The following is a 15601-nucleotide window of genomic DNA, read 5'->3' as shown; positions in this document are numbered from 1 at the left end:
CTAATCTAGGGATACGAATCCATATTTTCAATAATTTATGCATTTTCCATCCCTCCCAAGTAAAGGTACCTTTTTATAATCCAAATAGTATAACTATATATTTAGCAGTTGCAATTGCTACATCAGATGGTACACCACCATTAATTAATATACTTGCAATACCAGTTTCTTGAATCTTTTGTACTTTTTCAATATAGCTTGCAATTTTATAGAAACTTTTAGAAACTTTTTCAGCTTGTGTTTTACCAATTTTTTTTGCAAGTTTACCTTCTAACCATGTACCTGAATATCTTTATGCATTTACTGCAACTTTCTTAGCTATAGAGGTAATTATATTCCGTTGCTGTGGATCAATTGCATTTTTAGGAACATTATTCATAATCATTCCTATTTCTTCCTGGGTTAATACCATTTCATCATTCTTATTATCGGTTTCAAATTCATTTATTGTTTCCTCTGCTTGAGCAAATGCTGGTAATGTACTTGTTGCGATGATTGTTGAAGATAAAACAATTAATATTCCATGTTTAAACATCTTATTTAATACCACAATGTACCTCTATTTGAAATTTTTGGTACTATAAAATTAACATAGAAGATGGTACTGTGTTCCAGCTAAATGTTACAAAATGGAGTCAAATTGGTATCAATCTAAAATAAAAAAGCCATAAACCTTTTATCATAAAGGTTTATGGCTTTTTCTTATTATTCCCACTCAATCGTTGCAGGTGGCTTACTAGTTATATCATAAACGATACGGTTTACATGTTTAACTTCATTTACAATACGAGTTGAGATCTTTTGAAGTACATCCCAATCAACACGTGCCCAGTCAGCAGTCATTCCATCAATAGATGTTACTGCACGAATACCTACAGTGTAGTCATACGTACGCTCGTCACCCATTACTCCAACACTACGGATGTCAGGTAATACAGTGAAATATTGCCAAATTTCTTTATCTAAACCAGCTAATGCAATTTCTTCGCGTAAAATTGCATCTGATTCACGTACGATTTCCAGTTTTTGATCAGTAATTTCGCCTAATACTCGAATTCCTAAACCTGGTCCTGGGAATGGTTGTCTCCAAACGATTGCATCTGGAATACCTAATTCAGTACCAACTGCACGTACTTCATCTTTAAATAATGCGTTTAAAGGTTCGATTAAAGTGAATTGCATGTCTTCAGGTAATCCACCTACATTATGATGTGATTTGATTGTTTGAGCTGTAGCAGTACCGCTCTCAATGATATCTGTATAAAGTGTTCCTTGAGCTAAGAAATCCATACCTTCTAATCTAGCCGCTTCATCATCGAATACATAAATGAATTCATTACCGATAATTTTACGTTTTTGTTCTGGGTCAGATACGCCAGCAAGTTTGCTTAAGAAACGCTCTTTTGCATCTACTTTAATTACGTTCATGTGGAAGCCTTCGCTAAACGTCTTCATAACGCCTTCTGCTTCATCTTTACGTAATAAACCATGGTCAACGAAGATACATGTTAATTGATCACCGATTGCTTTATGAATTAATACAGCAACAACTGATGAATCTACACCACCACTAAGTGCACAAAGTACCTTTTTGTCACCAACTGTATTACGAATATTTTCTAGTTCAACTTCAATATAGTTTTTCATTGACCAGTTTGCTTCACATTCGCAAATATTGAAAACGAAGTTCTTTAATAGATCATTACCGTATTCAGAGTGACGAACTTCTGGATGGAATTGTACACCGTACATTTTTCTAGCTTCATTACTCATTGCTGCGATTGGACATGAAGCACTAGTAGCATCTACAACGAATCCTTCTGGTTGTTGAGTTACTTTATCACCATGGCTCATCCAAACTACGTGATCTGTCGGCAAGTCTTTTAATAATGCAGACGGATTTTGAATATTTAATTCAGCTTTACCGTATTCACGATTGTCAGCTTTAGCAACTGTTCCACCAAAATGTTGTGTCATTAATTGCATACCGTAGCAAATACCTAAAATAGGGATTTCTAAATCGAAAATAGCTTCGTCACAGAAAAAAGCATTTTCACCATATACGCTATTTGGTCCACCAGAGAATACAATCCCTTTTGCACCCATTTGTTTAATTTCCTCTGCAGTAATTGTATGAGGACGTAATTCACTATAAACACCGAATTCACGGATACGGCGTGCTATAAGTTGGTTATATTGACTTCCAAAATCTAGTACTACAATTGTGTCATGTTGTTGCAAAACGGTCACCCCATCTATATATATTGAATTAACGTATCAGTTAAACTGATACTATTTTTCCCAAAAAAAATAAAAAAAGCCGATTTTCTCCTCTATTTACATACGAAAAAATACGTATAAGAAGGCAGAAAATCAGACTTATGCTTAACATAGTCAGACTGCCTTCATAGTCAGGGCATGTTACGGTGCCCCGGTAGAGACTCTCGACCCGTATTGTCGAGGATATATGAAGAATAATGACGAATATTGTATTATTGTCTCATTCTAACACATGTAATTTTTCGGTCAAGGTATTTCATCTCATAAAAAAATAAAATTTATTGGTAAATGGTACAACTTGTCATGAATATGATTATAGTGTACATTTTAACTAACGAACGGTAGGTAGTTTCGTTGCACGTAGAGTGTCTTTTAGCTATAAAAGGGGGGAATTTTTAATGAATTGGATTTACTTAGTTATAGCTGGTATGTCCGAGATCGCTTGGGCTTTTGGTCTTAAATACTCAGATGGATTTACGAATGTAATCCCAACGATCCTTACAATCGCTGGAATTGTATTTAGTTTTTATTTATTTTCAAAAGCAGTTAGAGAGATTCCAATCGGAACTGCTTATGCAGTGTTTACAGGAATTGGAGCTGCTGGAACGGTCATCATTGGAATGTTATTTTTAGATGAAGCAGCATCTACGTTAAAAATCATTCTAGTTATTACATTATTAAGTGGTATTGTTGGCTTAAAATTGACTTCAAATGATAAAAAAACGAAAAAAGGAGATGCAGCATAAATGGCTTGGTTATTTCTATTTATAGCAGGTTTAGGTGAAGTTGGATTTGTAATTTTTATGAAGCTATCAAATAACTTTAAAAAACTTAATTACTCCATTTTATGTATCTTATCTGGATGGACTAGTTTTTACTTATTATCAAAAGCTTTAAAAGTCATTCCCGTTGGAACCGGCTATACGATTTGGACAGGAATAGGTGCTGCCGGCTCTGTTTTGATTGGCATGTTATTTTTTAATGAATCACGTGAACGGAAGCGTCTCTTTTTTATTACATTAGTAATTGGATCTGTTGTCGGTTTAAAAATCATTTCTCCTCATTAAAAAAAAATCCCTTTTCGACATGCGAATTAGGGGTTTTTTCTTCCATTTTAAAGATTAAAATAGTTTGCTCCAAGTATTTTTCCCAACAATTCCATCAACAACTAGTCCATTACTTGCTTGAAATTTTTTAACTGCACTTTCTGTAACAGGACCAAATATTCCATCTGCAGTTATATTGAGTTTTTGTTGTACGTGTTTTACAGACTCACCTTTTGAGCCCATATTTAAAATACCAGGATACGGAATAGAGTCCGCTTGTTGTTTCGGAGGATTTAATACAGCGTTAACTTGTGCTTTAAACTCGTTAAAACGCTCAGGGTGGTCTATGAAGGTTTTTGGACATGGTTTATGTGTAATATCATAGTGCCTTACAATATCATTAGCATCTAATTTAAACATCTTACACAACTCAGCAACTACTCGAACCGCTCGTGTAATGGTATATTGTGAAACAGTACCGTCTTTTTCTAAACACATTTCAACACCGATTGAAAGTTTATTTGCGTTCGGTGCTAATTCAGGCACACCTCTATATACGCCACCACTACTATTTCTTTCGTAGTGATCATTCGCATGGTACGCGACTTCATCAAGCGGAATAATACAAATTGCCTCTTTAGAATCGACAAATATATGAGCTGATGCATAAGTTTTATTCTTTATAGCGCTCCCGTTAAAATATCTTTGATGGCTTTGTGCACTCGCTCCAGGATTTGCAGTCCAATGTATTACAATTTTTTTAACACCTTTTAACTTTATTGACGGCCTAGTATACTTGTTCATTGAAATAAAATCATTTCTCCAATATGCCAAATGTTAGCTCTCCTTTCTATTGTTTATGCATGTCCAATTAACACCGCTCGGATTACTTGGACATGTATATTAATACAGTATTCTAAAATAGGAAAATCGTTACAAAATTAAAGGAGAGCAATTAAGTGCTCTCCTTGTTTTAGAAAATTTATTTAGTCTTTAGTGGTTTCACATAAATAGCTTGAGAAGAGTTAATCGTTATACAACCGTCTAAATCTTTTTCATTTAATAGCCCTAAATTGATCGCGGACTTAATTTTATCTCCATCTGGTCTTTTTACAATTTGAATTAAATCAGAAAGATTTAATTCTTCTAACTTATTAACTGTCATCTCCTCATCAAATTTTTCTCTTTTTCTTATAATTCGTTCTAGCTTTAAATTATTAACGATTATTTCACCTTTTTCATTCGTTCCAACTTGGTGATCAAAATAACCATGAAATACTTTTTGTAGTTCTTCTAACTGATTTTCAATATCCTTTTTCTTTTGACTTAAATCATAATACTCATTCAACATTGGTTCTGTTATTTTGAAATTATTTTTCCTCCCCATTTCATAACACCACTTTTCAAAAGAAGATATTTTATCTTATTGTGAAAATAGACGAGTTATGACTTGAAATACATTTGATTTAAAAGTAAATTAACAATTATAAGTCTAAAAATAACCCGACTAAATGGCTATATAGTGAATGAAATACGTATGTTATTTTATATATATCAAACTCTAAAAAGAAAGGAATCTTGATTATGTTGAAAAGCAACAATCATGATAGCGAACAGATAAATGTTTATTGAACCGATGCTATTACAAAATGCTGATAAACCATTTGACTCAGATAATCATTATTTTGAATTGAAATCAAATGGTGTTCGAGTAATGCTTGAAAGACAGGATGGAAAGAATAAACTTTTTAATCGAAATGGTACCGAGATCACAGAAAGAATTCCTGAACTCGAAAATATCGACTTAGATGATTGTTACTTAGACGGTGTATTAGTTTGTTATTGCGACGGAAAGGAAGATTTCGAAGCGGTAACCAATCGAGTAAGCTTTATTCAAGAGAATAAAATATTGCAAGGAAGTAAGCAATTTCCATTAACATATATTGCTTTTGATATTTTACGTCATAAAAATAAAAATTTAATAAAAGAACCATTATCCTATCGAAAGAATATCCTTTCAAAAACCCTAGTTGATCAGGATTCGATTAAAAAGAGTTTTTATATTGAATCTGAAGGAACAATGTTTTTTGAACAAATTAAAACACTTGGACTAGAAGGTATTGTAGCTAAATCTAAGGACTCTACTTATATACCAGCACACCGATCTCTAAGTTGGCTAAAAATTATTAACTGGCGATATGGTAATTACTATATAACAGGATATAAAAAACAAGGAATGGGATTATTAATCTCTGAAGCCATAAATGGTGAATTTGTAAACGTGGGTCTAGTAGAATTCGGAATGAATACTGGTCAGAAAACGGCCTTCTTTAGTATAACTAAGCATATAAAAACTGGAGAAGATAAAAATTATATTTATGTAGAACCTTTTGTTCGATGCGTGATAAAAAGTAGAGGGCAATTAAATAACGGAGAATTAATTGAACCTATTTTCCATGACTTTATTGTTTAAAACAAATCAAAATAAATACCTAGTGATCCCCTTTAAAGTAGAAAGTATTAGTCACTTTTACAACTTAAAGGGGCTTTTTTATATCAGTCTATTTAAATAAAAGCCAAAGTATAAATATCCAAAATGGTATAGAAAATAAAAGACCAAAAAGGCAACCTCTAAATAAACCAATATTCATCTAAATCATCCTTAAAATTATTTAATAGAGTGTACTCTATCAACAATATATTTCTACTTGTATTAAGTTTAAATATACATATTTGTACAATATTTAGTCAATAATACCTTAGTTTTATTTACATTACCTTTTTTTCCTAATTTATTAGGATTATTTCCGCCCATGTACGCCTAAAATTAAGACCATAGCATTATCTAAAAATAAAAAACCTTTTAAGTACCAGGTTTTTTACTTTATTTTAGTATGTCATCTATATAGTTAACCACGAAGTGTAGTCTATTATTAATTACATTTACCAAAGGAGAGAGTATGACGATGTTACTTTAAATATTAAATACCGCCTTTAAGAGTGATTCTGATTACCGCCATAATAATTGCTCCTATTATTAAACGTATAGTCCAACTAGTGTTACTTTCAATTCTCTCAATTTTTTGTTCAACTTTTCTAAATTGTACTTTCTGCAACGGCTAAACGTTCCTTGATATCTGCAATTTTTTCCTGTAATTCCTTAATTTCGTCTATCTTATCCCCTCATTTCTATTAGCTTGTCCTCTACTTAATATATTCTGAATTTACTATATTGGTTAATGGAAAATAGTAGGAAGGTAATATAAATTAAAAGTATTTTTATCATTGAGGTTCAATATGGTATAAAGTAAGCTTTAAACTTTATTATCTTTTTTTTCTTTCAAATTAAAAAACCACTTCCATTTAGGAAGTGGTTATTTTAATTGATATTGTAACAGCATCACAAAAATGTGAGGCGACTTATTACATCATGCCGCCCATGCCGCCCATACCCATGTCAGGCATTGCTGGAGCATTTTTCTCAGGGATGTCAGCTACTACTGCTTCAGTTGTTAAGAACATAGCTGAAACAGATGCTGCGTTTTGAAGTGCAGAACGTGTAACTTTAGTTGGGTCAACGATTCCTTCTTCAATCATGTTTACCCATTGTCCGTTAGCAGCATTGAAACCAACGCCAACTTCCGCACCTTTTAATTTTTCAATGATTACTGATCCTTCTAGACCAGCGTTTGTAGCGATTTGACGAACTGGAGATTCAAGTGCACGTAATACGATGTTGATACCAGTCGCAATGTCACCTTCTGCTTCAATTGCAGCTACTTTATTGTATACGCTCATTAATGCAGTACCACCACCAGCTACAATACCTTCTTCAACTGCAGCACGTGTAGAGTTTAATGCATCTTCAATACGTAATTTGCGTTCTTTTAATTCAGTTTCAGTTGCAGCACCAACTTTGATTACTGCTACACCGCCAGCTAATTTAGCTAAACGCTCTTGTAATTTTTCGCGATCGAATTCAGAAGTAGTTTCTTCTAATTGAGCACGGATTACACCGATACGTTGTTGGATCGATGCTGTTTCACCAGCACCTTCAACGATTGTAGTGTTTTCTTTTGTTACTACAACTTTTGAAGCGCGACCTAATTGAGTGATGTTAGTTGTTTTAAGATCTAATCCTAATTCTTCTGTAATCACTTCACCGCCAGTTAAGATTGCGATGTCTTCTAACATTGCTTTACGACGGTCACCAAAGCCAGGAGCTTTAACAGTAACTGCGTTGAATGTACCACGTAATTTGTTTACGATGATTGTTGCTTGTGCTTCACCTTCAACATCTTCAGCAATGATTAATAGTGGCTTACCTTGTTGAACAACTTGTTCAAGTACCGGTAAGATTTCTTGAATATTTGTTACTTTTTTATCTGTAATTAAGATATATGGGTTTTCTAATTCAGCAACCATTTTCTCTGAATTTGTAACCATGTATGGTGAAGAGTATCCGCGGTCAAATTGCATACCTTCTACTACTTCTAATTCAGTTGTGAAGCCTTTAGATTCTTCAAGTGTAATAACACCGTCGTTACCAACGCGCTCCATTGCTTCAGCGATTAATTGTCCAACTTCTGGATCTGCTGAAGAAATTGCAGCAACTTGAGCGATTGACTCTTTACCTTCAATTGGTTTAGAGATTGTTTTTAATTCTTCAATTGCTACAGCAACTGCTTTTTCGATACCTTTACGGATACCCATTGGGTTTGCACCAGCAGTTACGTTTTTAAGACCTTCACGAATCATAGCTTGCGCTAAAACTGTCGCAGTAGTTGTACCGTCCCCAGCAATCTCGTTCGTTTTGCTAGCAACTTCTGCAACTAATTTTGCACCCATGTTTTCGAATGCATCTTCTAATTCGATTTCTTTTGCGATAGTAACACCATCATTTGTAATTAATGGAGAACCGAATTTTTTCTCAAGAACTACGTTACGTCCTTTTGGTCCTAATGTTACTTTTACAGCATCAGCTAAAGCGTCTACACCACGTAACATTGCGCGACGAGCTTCTTCACCAAATCTAATGTCCTTAGCCATTGAAATGACCTCCTTATAATTTAAAAAATTTATTTTTTAATTTAAGTATTTTATTTTATTAACCTATGATTGCAAGAATATCGTTTTCACGAAGTACTAGGTATTCAGTACCACCGTACTTAACTTCTGTACCTGAGTATTTAGAGAAGATAATGCGGTCACCTACAGATACTTCTAAAGCAATGCGCTCACCATTTTCAAGTACACGTCCAGTACCTACTGCAACAACTTTGCCTTCTTGTGGCTTTTCTTGTGCACTACCTGGTAACACGATACCGCTAGCAGTTTTTTCTTCAGACTCAACAAGCTCAATTACAACACGATCACCTAATGGCTTTAACATGTGTAATACCTCCTCAATAATCAAATCATTATTTTTTAGCACTCATTAATATTGAGTGCTAACACAATTAATAGTTTAAATAATATTAAAAAATTTTGCAAGTCTGAAGCAGGCACTTTTCTTGTCGAAATATATTAAGTTTTATCTTTACAATTAAATGTAAAATAAAAAACGAAAATTTCTTTTAAGAAACTAAAGAAACGAGTAAAATAATGTACATGTTGTTATCAACCTTTGGGTTATGAAAAATATCAACACAAAGGAGCTATCTTATTGAAAACTAGAGATTTATTGATTATCTTAACTTATGCTGTTATTCAATATTCGGCGGCATTTGGGGTTCCCTATTTATTAAATAGTAATTTATACGCTGGAGTGGAAAAGAAAACGGCTTCTCTTGAAGCGGTGGCCTTATGGAGTTGTATTAGCTTCATAACTGGTTTAATTATTATACTGATTTTATTACATAAGCCCATTTTTGAAGGAATGAAGAATTTTAAGCATAACTATCGTACAATATTAAATTGGGTAATTTTAGGTTACTTCATTACGATGGCAACTCAAATTGTGTGTAATATCATTTTAATTTATGTATTCAATTTACATACAGGCTCCGAAAATACTCAAAATATCTTAAATATCGCTAAACTGAATCCTGCATTTATTATTATACCAAGTCTAGTAGCACCGATATTAGAAGAGATAATTTTCCGCCGAATCATTTTCAAAAGACTTTATAATCGCTTACCATTTATTATTTCTGCTGGGATTAGTTCAGCAATATTTTCGTTTATGCATGGCGACTTACCATTCTTTTTATCTTACTTCCTAATTGGTTTCGTATTTTGTTATTTATACAAACGTACAAATTCAATTATCGTTCCAATTTTAACACACATGTTAATGAACACATTTGTAGTTTTTCAGCAGTTAAATTTACATTAAAGAAACCCCCAATAATTTGGGGGTTTTTAAATTAATCTAAATTTATTGTTGTAAAAAATATGCCAATGTTTGTAGTTCAACCGCTAGGTCTATATGATGAATACGAATATGTTCTGGTACACTAATTCGAGCAGGAGTAAAATTTAAGATTCCTCTTATATTTTTTCCATTTAATCGATCTGCAATTGATTGAGCTACAGGTGCAGGTACAGTTAAAATAACGATTTGAATATCATCATTCATTACGTCTTCTAAATTATCTAAATTATAAACAGGTACTCCACCAATTTCAGTTCCAATCTTATTTGGATCAATATCAAATGCCATTTCAATTTTAGTATTATTATTTTTTATAAAATTATAGTGTAAGAATGCAGTTCCTAAATTACCTACACCAATTAATGCAACTTTCATCACTTCATGTTGGTTAAGCGCTTTCGAGAAAAAAGTTAATAAGTAATTTACGTTATATCCATATCCTTTTTTTCCAAGTGCTCCAAAATAAGAAAAATCTCTTCTAATCGTAGCGGAATCTACCTTTACTGCTTCACTTAACTCTGCTGAAGAAACTCTTTGTTTACCTGATAAAGACAAATTCTTTATAAAACGGTAATATAAAGGTAGACGTTTAGCAGTAGCTTGTGGAATTTTAATTTGTTCCGAGTCCATTTTTTAATCCCCCACTTACTGTAATTCTTTTTACTATGGTGTGTAATTTAGCTTTACTTTAGTTATAAAGTACTTGTTCTAATGTAAAATATACACTATATTTAAGAATTTTGACAGTCTACAGTTACTCAGATAAAAAATTTTGCAATGAGGTGTTATCCATGATTCTTTTACAAGTAAATAATGTCTCAAAGTATTTTGGTAGTGACATTATTCTTTCAAATATAAAATTAGAAGTTCAAACGAATGATCGAGTTGCGATTGTTGGTCGTAATGGTGCTGGAAAATCTACATTACTCAAAATAATTGCTGGTGAATTGTCTTACGACGGAGGCGAGATAAATAAGCCTAAGGACGTTACTGTAGGCTACCTAGCCCAAAATACTGGATTACAAAGTGATCAAACGATATGGGAAGAATATTATTCTGTTTTTAATCATTTAGTTGAGATGCAGGAAAATATGAGAAAATTAGAAGTAAAAATGACTCAAGAAGAAGTCTATTCTAATCAGTCTGTTTATGACAAGATTATGAATGAATATGATCATCTTCAATATACATTCAAAGAAAACGGCGGTTATCAGTTTGAAGCAGATATTCGTTCAATTATTAGTGGCTTAGGTTTCAGTAATGAAGATTACGAAACAAAAATTTCTTCGTTAAGCGGTGGGCAAAAGACAAGACTTGCTTTAGGTAAATTATTATTAACAAAGCCTGATTTATTAATACTGGATGAGCCTACAAATCACTTGGATATTGATACACTTAGTTGGTTAGAGCGTTATTTACAATCTTATCCTGGTGCGGTATTAATTGTATCACACGATCGATATTTCCTTGATCAAGTTGTAAATATTGTTTATGAAATATCTAATCGTAGGCATCAACGTTTTGTTGGTAACTATAGTAAATATCTTGATTTAAAAGCTGCTCAATATGAACAAGAGCTTAAGCAGTTCGAAAAACAACAAGAAGAAATCTCTAAGCTTGAAGATTTTGTACAACGTAATATTGCACGTGCCTCAACTACAAAAAGAGCACAAAGTCGTAGAAAACAACTTGACAGAATGGTTCGATTAGACAAGCCACTTGGAGAAGATTCTTCAGCTAATTTTTCATTTGCAATTGAAAAACAAAGTGGAAATGACGTCCTTTCTGTACAAGATTTATTTATTGGATATAACCGCATCCCTACAATTGATCACACAATGAAGTTTGTATTGAACCGAGGAGATAGTGTTGCATTAGTCGGGCCAAATGGTGTTGGAAAGTCGACATTACTTAAGACGATTATTGGTGATTTAAATAAATTACAAGGAACAATTGATTTTGGTGCAAATGTTTCGGTCGGTTACTATGACCAGGAGCAAGCTAAGCTTACATCTAATAAAAGAGTATTAGATGAACTTTGGGATGATTATCCATTAAAGCCTGAACAAGAAATTCGAACAATATTAGGGAATTTTTTATTTTCTGGCGATGATGTGACTAAAATCGTTACCTCTTTAAGCGGTGGAGAAAAAGCAAGATTAGCATTAGCAAAACTTATGATGAAAAAAGCTAATTTTCTAATTCTTGATGAGCCTACCAACCATTTGGATTTAGATAGTAAAGAAGTTTTAGAAAATGCTTTATTAGATTATCCTGGGACTATTTTGTTTGTATCACATGATCGTTATTTTATGAACAGATTATCCACAAAAACTTTCGAACTAGCAAAAGAAGGATTATCAATTTATCTAGGTGATTATGACTATTACCAATTTAAGAAAAACGAAGCATATGAGAAAGAACAAGCTGAAAAAGAAGTTATGTTAACACAAGTTAAACAATCATCTCAACCAGTTTCCGATTATCAACAAGACAAAGAATTAAAGAAAAAACTTCGTCAAACTCAGCGTCGTATTGAGGAGATTGAAAGCAATATCTCGCAATTTGAGCTTGATATAGAAACAATCGAACTAGAACTATGCAAACCAGAAGTTTACGGTGACTTTCAATTAGTACAGGAATTAACAAGTAAGAAAAATGATTTAGAAGCTAAGTTAATAGACCTAATGGAAGAATGGGAAAACTTACAAGAGTAATGATTAAACGGATATGCTGATCGCTATCCGTTTTTTCTTATCTACATTTTTATCCACATATCATTTGCTACAATTTAGCTTTTACACAGGTTTATACACATTATCCACAGAAAACCAGCAATGTTATACACATTTTTGTGCACATAGTTTAATAAGTTTTTAACAAAGAAAAAGTACTTATCCACATTTTATTAAAAAAATTGTGAATAAGTACTTTTTACATATTCTCTAAATCTAAGCCAGGGTTCCCGTTTAGTGCCAAATTACCTAGTTTCCCTTGCTTTAATCTGATAAAAGCAGCTGCGCCGATCATCGCTGCATTATCCGTACAAAGTGATAATGGTGGTATAATTAATTCTATATCATTTAAGTCATTCATCTCATTTTGTAATGAAGCTCTTAATCCTTTATTAGCTGCTACTCCACCTGCTAATAAAACTTGTTTTACATCATATTCTTTTGCAGCTTTAATCGTTTTTGAAACAATTACTTCAATTACACTTGCTTGGAAGCTGGCCGCTACATCAGCTGGCGATACTTCCTCACCTCTTTGTTCAGCATTGTGCATATAATTAATAACTGCTGACTTTAAACCACTAAAGCTAAAATCATAACTACCTTCTTCTAACCAAGCTCTAGGAAATGGAATATTTGCAGTTCCTTCTTGTGCTAGACGGTCGATATGTGGACCACCTGGATAAGGCAATTTAAGCGTTCTAGCAACCTTATCATAGGCCTCTCCTGCCGCATCGTCTCGTGTTTCTCCTATTACTTCAAAAACGCCATCTTCCTTCATATAAACAAGCTCTGTATGCCCACCAGAAACTACTAAAGCTAATAGTGGATATAGTAAAGGCTGTACTAATTGATTGGCATATATATGACCTGCAATGTGGTGAACACCTATTAGAGGTAATCCATGAGCAAAGGCAATTGCTTTTGCAGCATTTACTCCAATTAGTAATGCACCTACTAGTCCTGGACCTTCTGTAACTGCAATGGCAGCTAAATCCTCATAGTTAATCTGTGCTTGCTCCATTGCTTCTTCAATTACCACAGTTATTTGCTCAACATGTAAACGTGAAGCAACTTCAGGTACTACTCCACCAAAACGTTTGTGTATATCGATCTGTGTTGCTACTACATTACTTAGAATTTCATTTCCATTTTTAATAATAGCTGCTGAGGTTTCATCACAACTTGTCTCTATAGCCAGTATTAAACAATTTTCATTCATCATTTCAAATTCACCCACATCACTAATGCATCCTCAAAATTATCTGTATAATAGCTTTTTCGAATCCCACCGTCTTGGAATCCTAGCTTACGATACAGTCCCATTGCTACATGATTCGATACCCTTACTTCTAATGTTAATGTTTCTGCTCCAAGGTTTTTAGCAGTTTCCATTACTGCTCGAAGTAACTTTTCACCTAGACTCTTCCCTCTATAGTCCGGTAAAATAGCTATATTTGTAATATGTCCCTCATCAATGACTACCCATAATCCACAATATCCAATTATCTTCTCATCAACTTGAGCAACTAAATAGTTCGCAAATTGATTTGAATATAGTTCATTATAAAATGCATCATATGTCCATGGTGTTGGGAACGATTTTTTTTCAATTTCCACTATTTGCTCTAAATCTTCTTCTTTCATTTTCCGAAAAGCAACCGATGAGATCATAATATCCTCCTACTTTTCTTGGCTAGCTAGCCAATTAGCTTCTGCTTCTGATAATCTTAAATATTCTGGTGAAAAATTGTGTACTGATTCTTCACTTTCTTCTAAACTACATGTAAACAGTTCACTTGGTCTCTGATTATTCATACTAGCATTCACAAAAACAGCCTGATCTTTTAAGTGCTCTATAATAAATTCTTTATGTAATGATACATCATTACCAATAAATAAAATTTGTTCATTATATGATTTAAGTTTTTCAACCCATAAACTGCGATCAATATTACAGTCCTCTAAAACACTATTAGTAGGTTCCCCTCTGAAATCATAAAGACCAGTAAATAATAAATTACGCCTTGCATCAAAAATAGGACAAACTAACCCATTAAAAAATCGCCCATTCGCAGCTAGTACTTTCAGACTTGAAACGCCTATAATCGGAATATTTAAGGTGAAGGCCAATGTTTTTGCTACTGTTACACCAATGCGCACTCCAGTGTAAGAGCCTGGTCCTTTTGCGACAACTATTTTAGATAGTTCCTTAGGTTTTATATTGCATTCTTCCATTAATGTATTAATGGCTGGCATTAATCGGACAGAATGATTTTTATTTATAAATGTTATCGTTTCTCCAATAACAGATTGGTCCTTAATTAGACTAATCCCCATAACATTTGTAGAAGTATCAATTGCTAAAACGGTCATTATTAATTAGCTCCTTACAAATAAATTCATACTTTGCTCCATTTGGAATAAAAGTAATCATTCTACCATTTTCTTCATGAGTTATTATGATTTTTAAGAATTCATTTGGTAAGTAATCTTCAATTAAATGAGCCCATTCCACAACACAAACACCTTCACCCATAAAATACTCATCAAAACCTAAATCTTCATTACTACCTTCTAAGCGGTACACATCCATATGATATAAAGGGATTCTTCCTTTATATTCTTTTATAATATTAAAAGTTGGGCTATTAACAGTTCTTTTTACTTCAAGACCTTTCGCAAATCCTTTTGTAAAAGTTGTCTTACCTGCACCAAGATCTCCTTCTAATAATATTACATCTTTTTGTTGTACTAGTTGTCCGAGAAAAAATGCAATTGCTTGAGTTTCTTCCTCAGTATTTGTATGTAAAACAATTTCCAATTACTTCACCACCAAAATTCTAACTCGTCTATTTCTAACTTTGCCATATTATATCATTTCAAAACATTAAGCGGATGTCAAACAGTAATATCCTTTTAGAATAGTTTAAATTAATCTACTGTTTTTATATTACCTAGAAGTAGAAATTCTTCAAACTAATCAATATATGGTTCATTCAATAATCTTCATTAACTCTCATATAATAAAAAAAACGAAACAATTGTTTGTTTCGTTTAAGAATCGTATGTATGGCGGTCCCGACCGGGATCGAACCGGCGATCTCCTGCGTGACAGGCAGGCATGTTAACCGCTACACCACGGGACCATTTTGGTTGCGGGGACA

At 33.2% G+C, this 15601-nt stretch carries 16 protein-coding genes, 1 tRNA gene and 1 riboswitch; of the genes, 5 read left to right on the top strand and 12 right to left on the bottom strand.

Annotated features, from left to right (window positions below):
• Window positions 1-292: 292 nt before the first annotated feature.
• Both ACFCYN_RS23075 and guaA read right to left on the bottom strand, forming a co-directional pair.
• Window positions 293-550 carry a hypothetical protein gene (locus tag ACFCYN_RS23075; RefSeq protein ID WP_375952048.1) on the bottom strand — a complete coding sequence of 86 codons (258 nt, stop codon included), beginning with the start codon at window positions 548-550 and terminating at the stop codon, window positions 293-295.
• Window positions 551-705: 155 nt separating this feature from the next.
• Window positions 706-2241, bottom strand: a complete 1536-nt coding sequence (guaA, locus tag ACFCYN_RS23070; protein WP_375952046.1) for a glutamine-hydrolyzing GMP synthase — start codon at window positions 2239-2241, stop codon at window positions 706-708.
• A 147-nt stretch (window positions 2242-2388) separates the two neighbouring features.
• A riboswitch (purine riboswitch) is annotated at window positions 2389-2491 on the bottom strand.
• Window positions 2492-2678: 187 nt separating this feature from the next.
• Here guaA and ACFCYN_RS23065 point away from each other — a divergent pair.
• Entirely contained in the window at window positions 2679-3026 is a 348-nt protein-coding gene (locus tag ACFCYN_RS23065; RefSeq protein ID WP_375952044.1) for a DMT family transporter, read from the top strand.
• A complete protein-coding gene (locus tag ACFCYN_RS23060) occupies window positions 3027-3347 on the top strand; it encodes a DMT family transporter (protein WP_375952042.1) in 321 nt (106 codons plus the stop codon).
• A 54-nt stretch (window positions 3348-3401) separates the two neighbouring features.
• Here ACFCYN_RS23060 and ACFCYN_RS23055 read toward each other — a convergent pair whose 3' ends face one another.
• Both ACFCYN_RS23055 and ACFCYN_RS23050 read right to left on the bottom strand, forming a co-directional pair.
• On the bottom strand, window positions 3402-4160 hold the full coding sequence (locus ACFCYN_RS23055) for a peptidoglycan recognition protein family protein (protein ID WP_172446754.1): 759 nt from the start codon (window positions 4158-4160) through the stop codon (window positions 3402-3404).
• 148 nt (window positions 4161-4308) lie between these two features.
• Window positions 4309-4713 (bottom strand): hypothetical protein, encoded by a 405-nt coding sequence (locus tag ACFCYN_RS23050; RefSeq protein WP_375952040.1) that lies wholly within the window; start codon window positions 4711-4713, stop codon window positions 4309-4311.
• Window positions 4714-4947: 234 nt separating this feature from the next.
• On the opposite strand from ACFCYN_RS23050, the gene ACFCYN_RS23045 reads away from it, so the two are divergent.
• The gene (locus ACFCYN_RS23045; RefSeq protein WP_375952038.1) at window positions 4948-5799 is read left to right on the top strand and encodes an ATP-dependent DNA ligase; all 852 of its coding nucleotides are present in this window, start codon (window positions 4948-4950) and stop codon (window positions 5797-5799) included.
• Between the two features lie 950 nt (window positions 5800-6749).
• Here the strand turns inward: ACFCYN_RS23045 and groL are convergent.
• Complete coding sequence (gene groL, locus ACFCYN_RS23040) at window positions 6750-8375, bottom strand: chaperonin GroEL (RefSeq protein WP_098120712.1); 1626 nt, start codon at window positions 8373-8375, stop codon at window positions 6750-6752.
• Between the two features lie 58 nt (window positions 8376-8433).
• Window positions 8434-8718 (bottom strand): co-chaperone GroES, encoded by a 285-nt coding sequence (groES, locus tag ACFCYN_RS23035; RefSeq protein WP_098120713.1) that lies wholly within the window; start codon window positions 8716-8718, stop codon window positions 8434-8436.
• 273 nt (window positions 8719-8991) lie between these two features.
• Between groES and ACFCYN_RS23030 the strand changes: the two genes are divergently transcribed.
• On the top strand, window positions 8992-9663 hold the full coding sequence (locus ACFCYN_RS23030; RefSeq protein ID WP_098120714.1) for a CPBP family intramembrane glutamic endopeptidase: 672 nt from the start codon (window positions 8992-8994) through the stop codon (window positions 9661-9663).
• 42 nt (window positions 9664-9705) lie between these two features.
• On the opposite strand, the gene ACFCYN_RS23025 is transcribed toward ACFCYN_RS23030, so the two are convergent.
• Complete coding sequence (locus tag ACFCYN_RS23025; protein ID WP_098120715.1) at window positions 9706-10332, bottom strand: redox-sensing transcriptional repressor Rex; 627 nt, start codon at window positions 10330-10332, stop codon at window positions 9706-9708.
• 161 nt (window positions 10333-10493) lie between these two features.
• Between ACFCYN_RS23025 and ACFCYN_RS23020 the strand changes: the two genes are divergently transcribed.
• Entirely contained in the window at window positions 10494-12419 is a 1926-nt protein-coding gene (locus ACFCYN_RS23020; RefSeq protein ID WP_172446692.1) for an ABC-F family ATP-binding cassette domain-containing protein, read from the top strand.
• A 217-nt stretch (window positions 12420-12636) separates the two neighbouring features.
• Here ACFCYN_RS23020 and tsaD read toward each other — a convergent pair whose 3' ends face one another.
• The 5 genes from tsaD to ACFCYN_RS22995 form a co-directional block, all read right to left on the bottom strand.
• Complete coding sequence (tsaD, locus tag ACFCYN_RS23015; RefSeq protein ID WP_172447761.1) at window positions 12637-13656, bottom strand: tRNA (adenosine(37)-N6)-threonylcarbamoyltransferase complex transferase subunit TsaD; 1020 nt, start codon at window positions 13654-13656, stop codon at window positions 12637-12639.
• Window positions 13656-14108, bottom strand: a complete 453-nt coding sequence (gene rimI / locus ACFCYN_RS23010) for a ribosomal protein S18-alanine N-acetyltransferase (protein WP_172446691.1) — start codon at window positions 14106-14108, stop codon at window positions 13656-13658. The genes tsaD and rimI overlap by 1 nt, the downstream gene beginning before the upstream one ends.
• A gap of 9 nt (window positions 14109-14117) precedes the next feature.
• Entirely contained in the window at window positions 14118-14810 is a 693-nt protein-coding gene (gene tsaB, locus ACFCYN_RS23005) for a tRNA (adenosine(37)-N6)-threonylcarbamoyltransferase complex dimerization subunit type 1 TsaB (RefSeq protein WP_098172723.1), read from the bottom strand.
• Entirely contained in the window at window positions 14791-15258 is a 468-nt protein-coding gene (tsaE, locus tag ACFCYN_RS23000; RefSeq protein ID WP_172446690.1) for a tRNA (adenosine(37)-N6)-threonylcarbamoyltransferase complex ATPase subunit type 1 TsaE, read from the bottom strand. The genes tsaB and tsaE overlap by 20 nt, the downstream gene beginning before the upstream one ends.
• A 249-nt stretch (window positions 15259-15507) precedes the next feature.
• Window positions 15508-15583, bottom strand: a tRNA-Asp gene (locus ACFCYN_RS22995).
• Window positions 15584-15601 lie beyond the last annotated feature (18 nt).

Source organism: Gottfriedia sp. NPDC056225 (assembly GCF_042267765.1).
GTDB lineage: Bacteria > Bacillota > Bacilli > Bacillales > Bacillaceae_G > Gottfriedia.
Note: the sequence above shows the minus strand (reverse complement) of the source record. Positions and strands in the feature narration are given on the sequence as shown.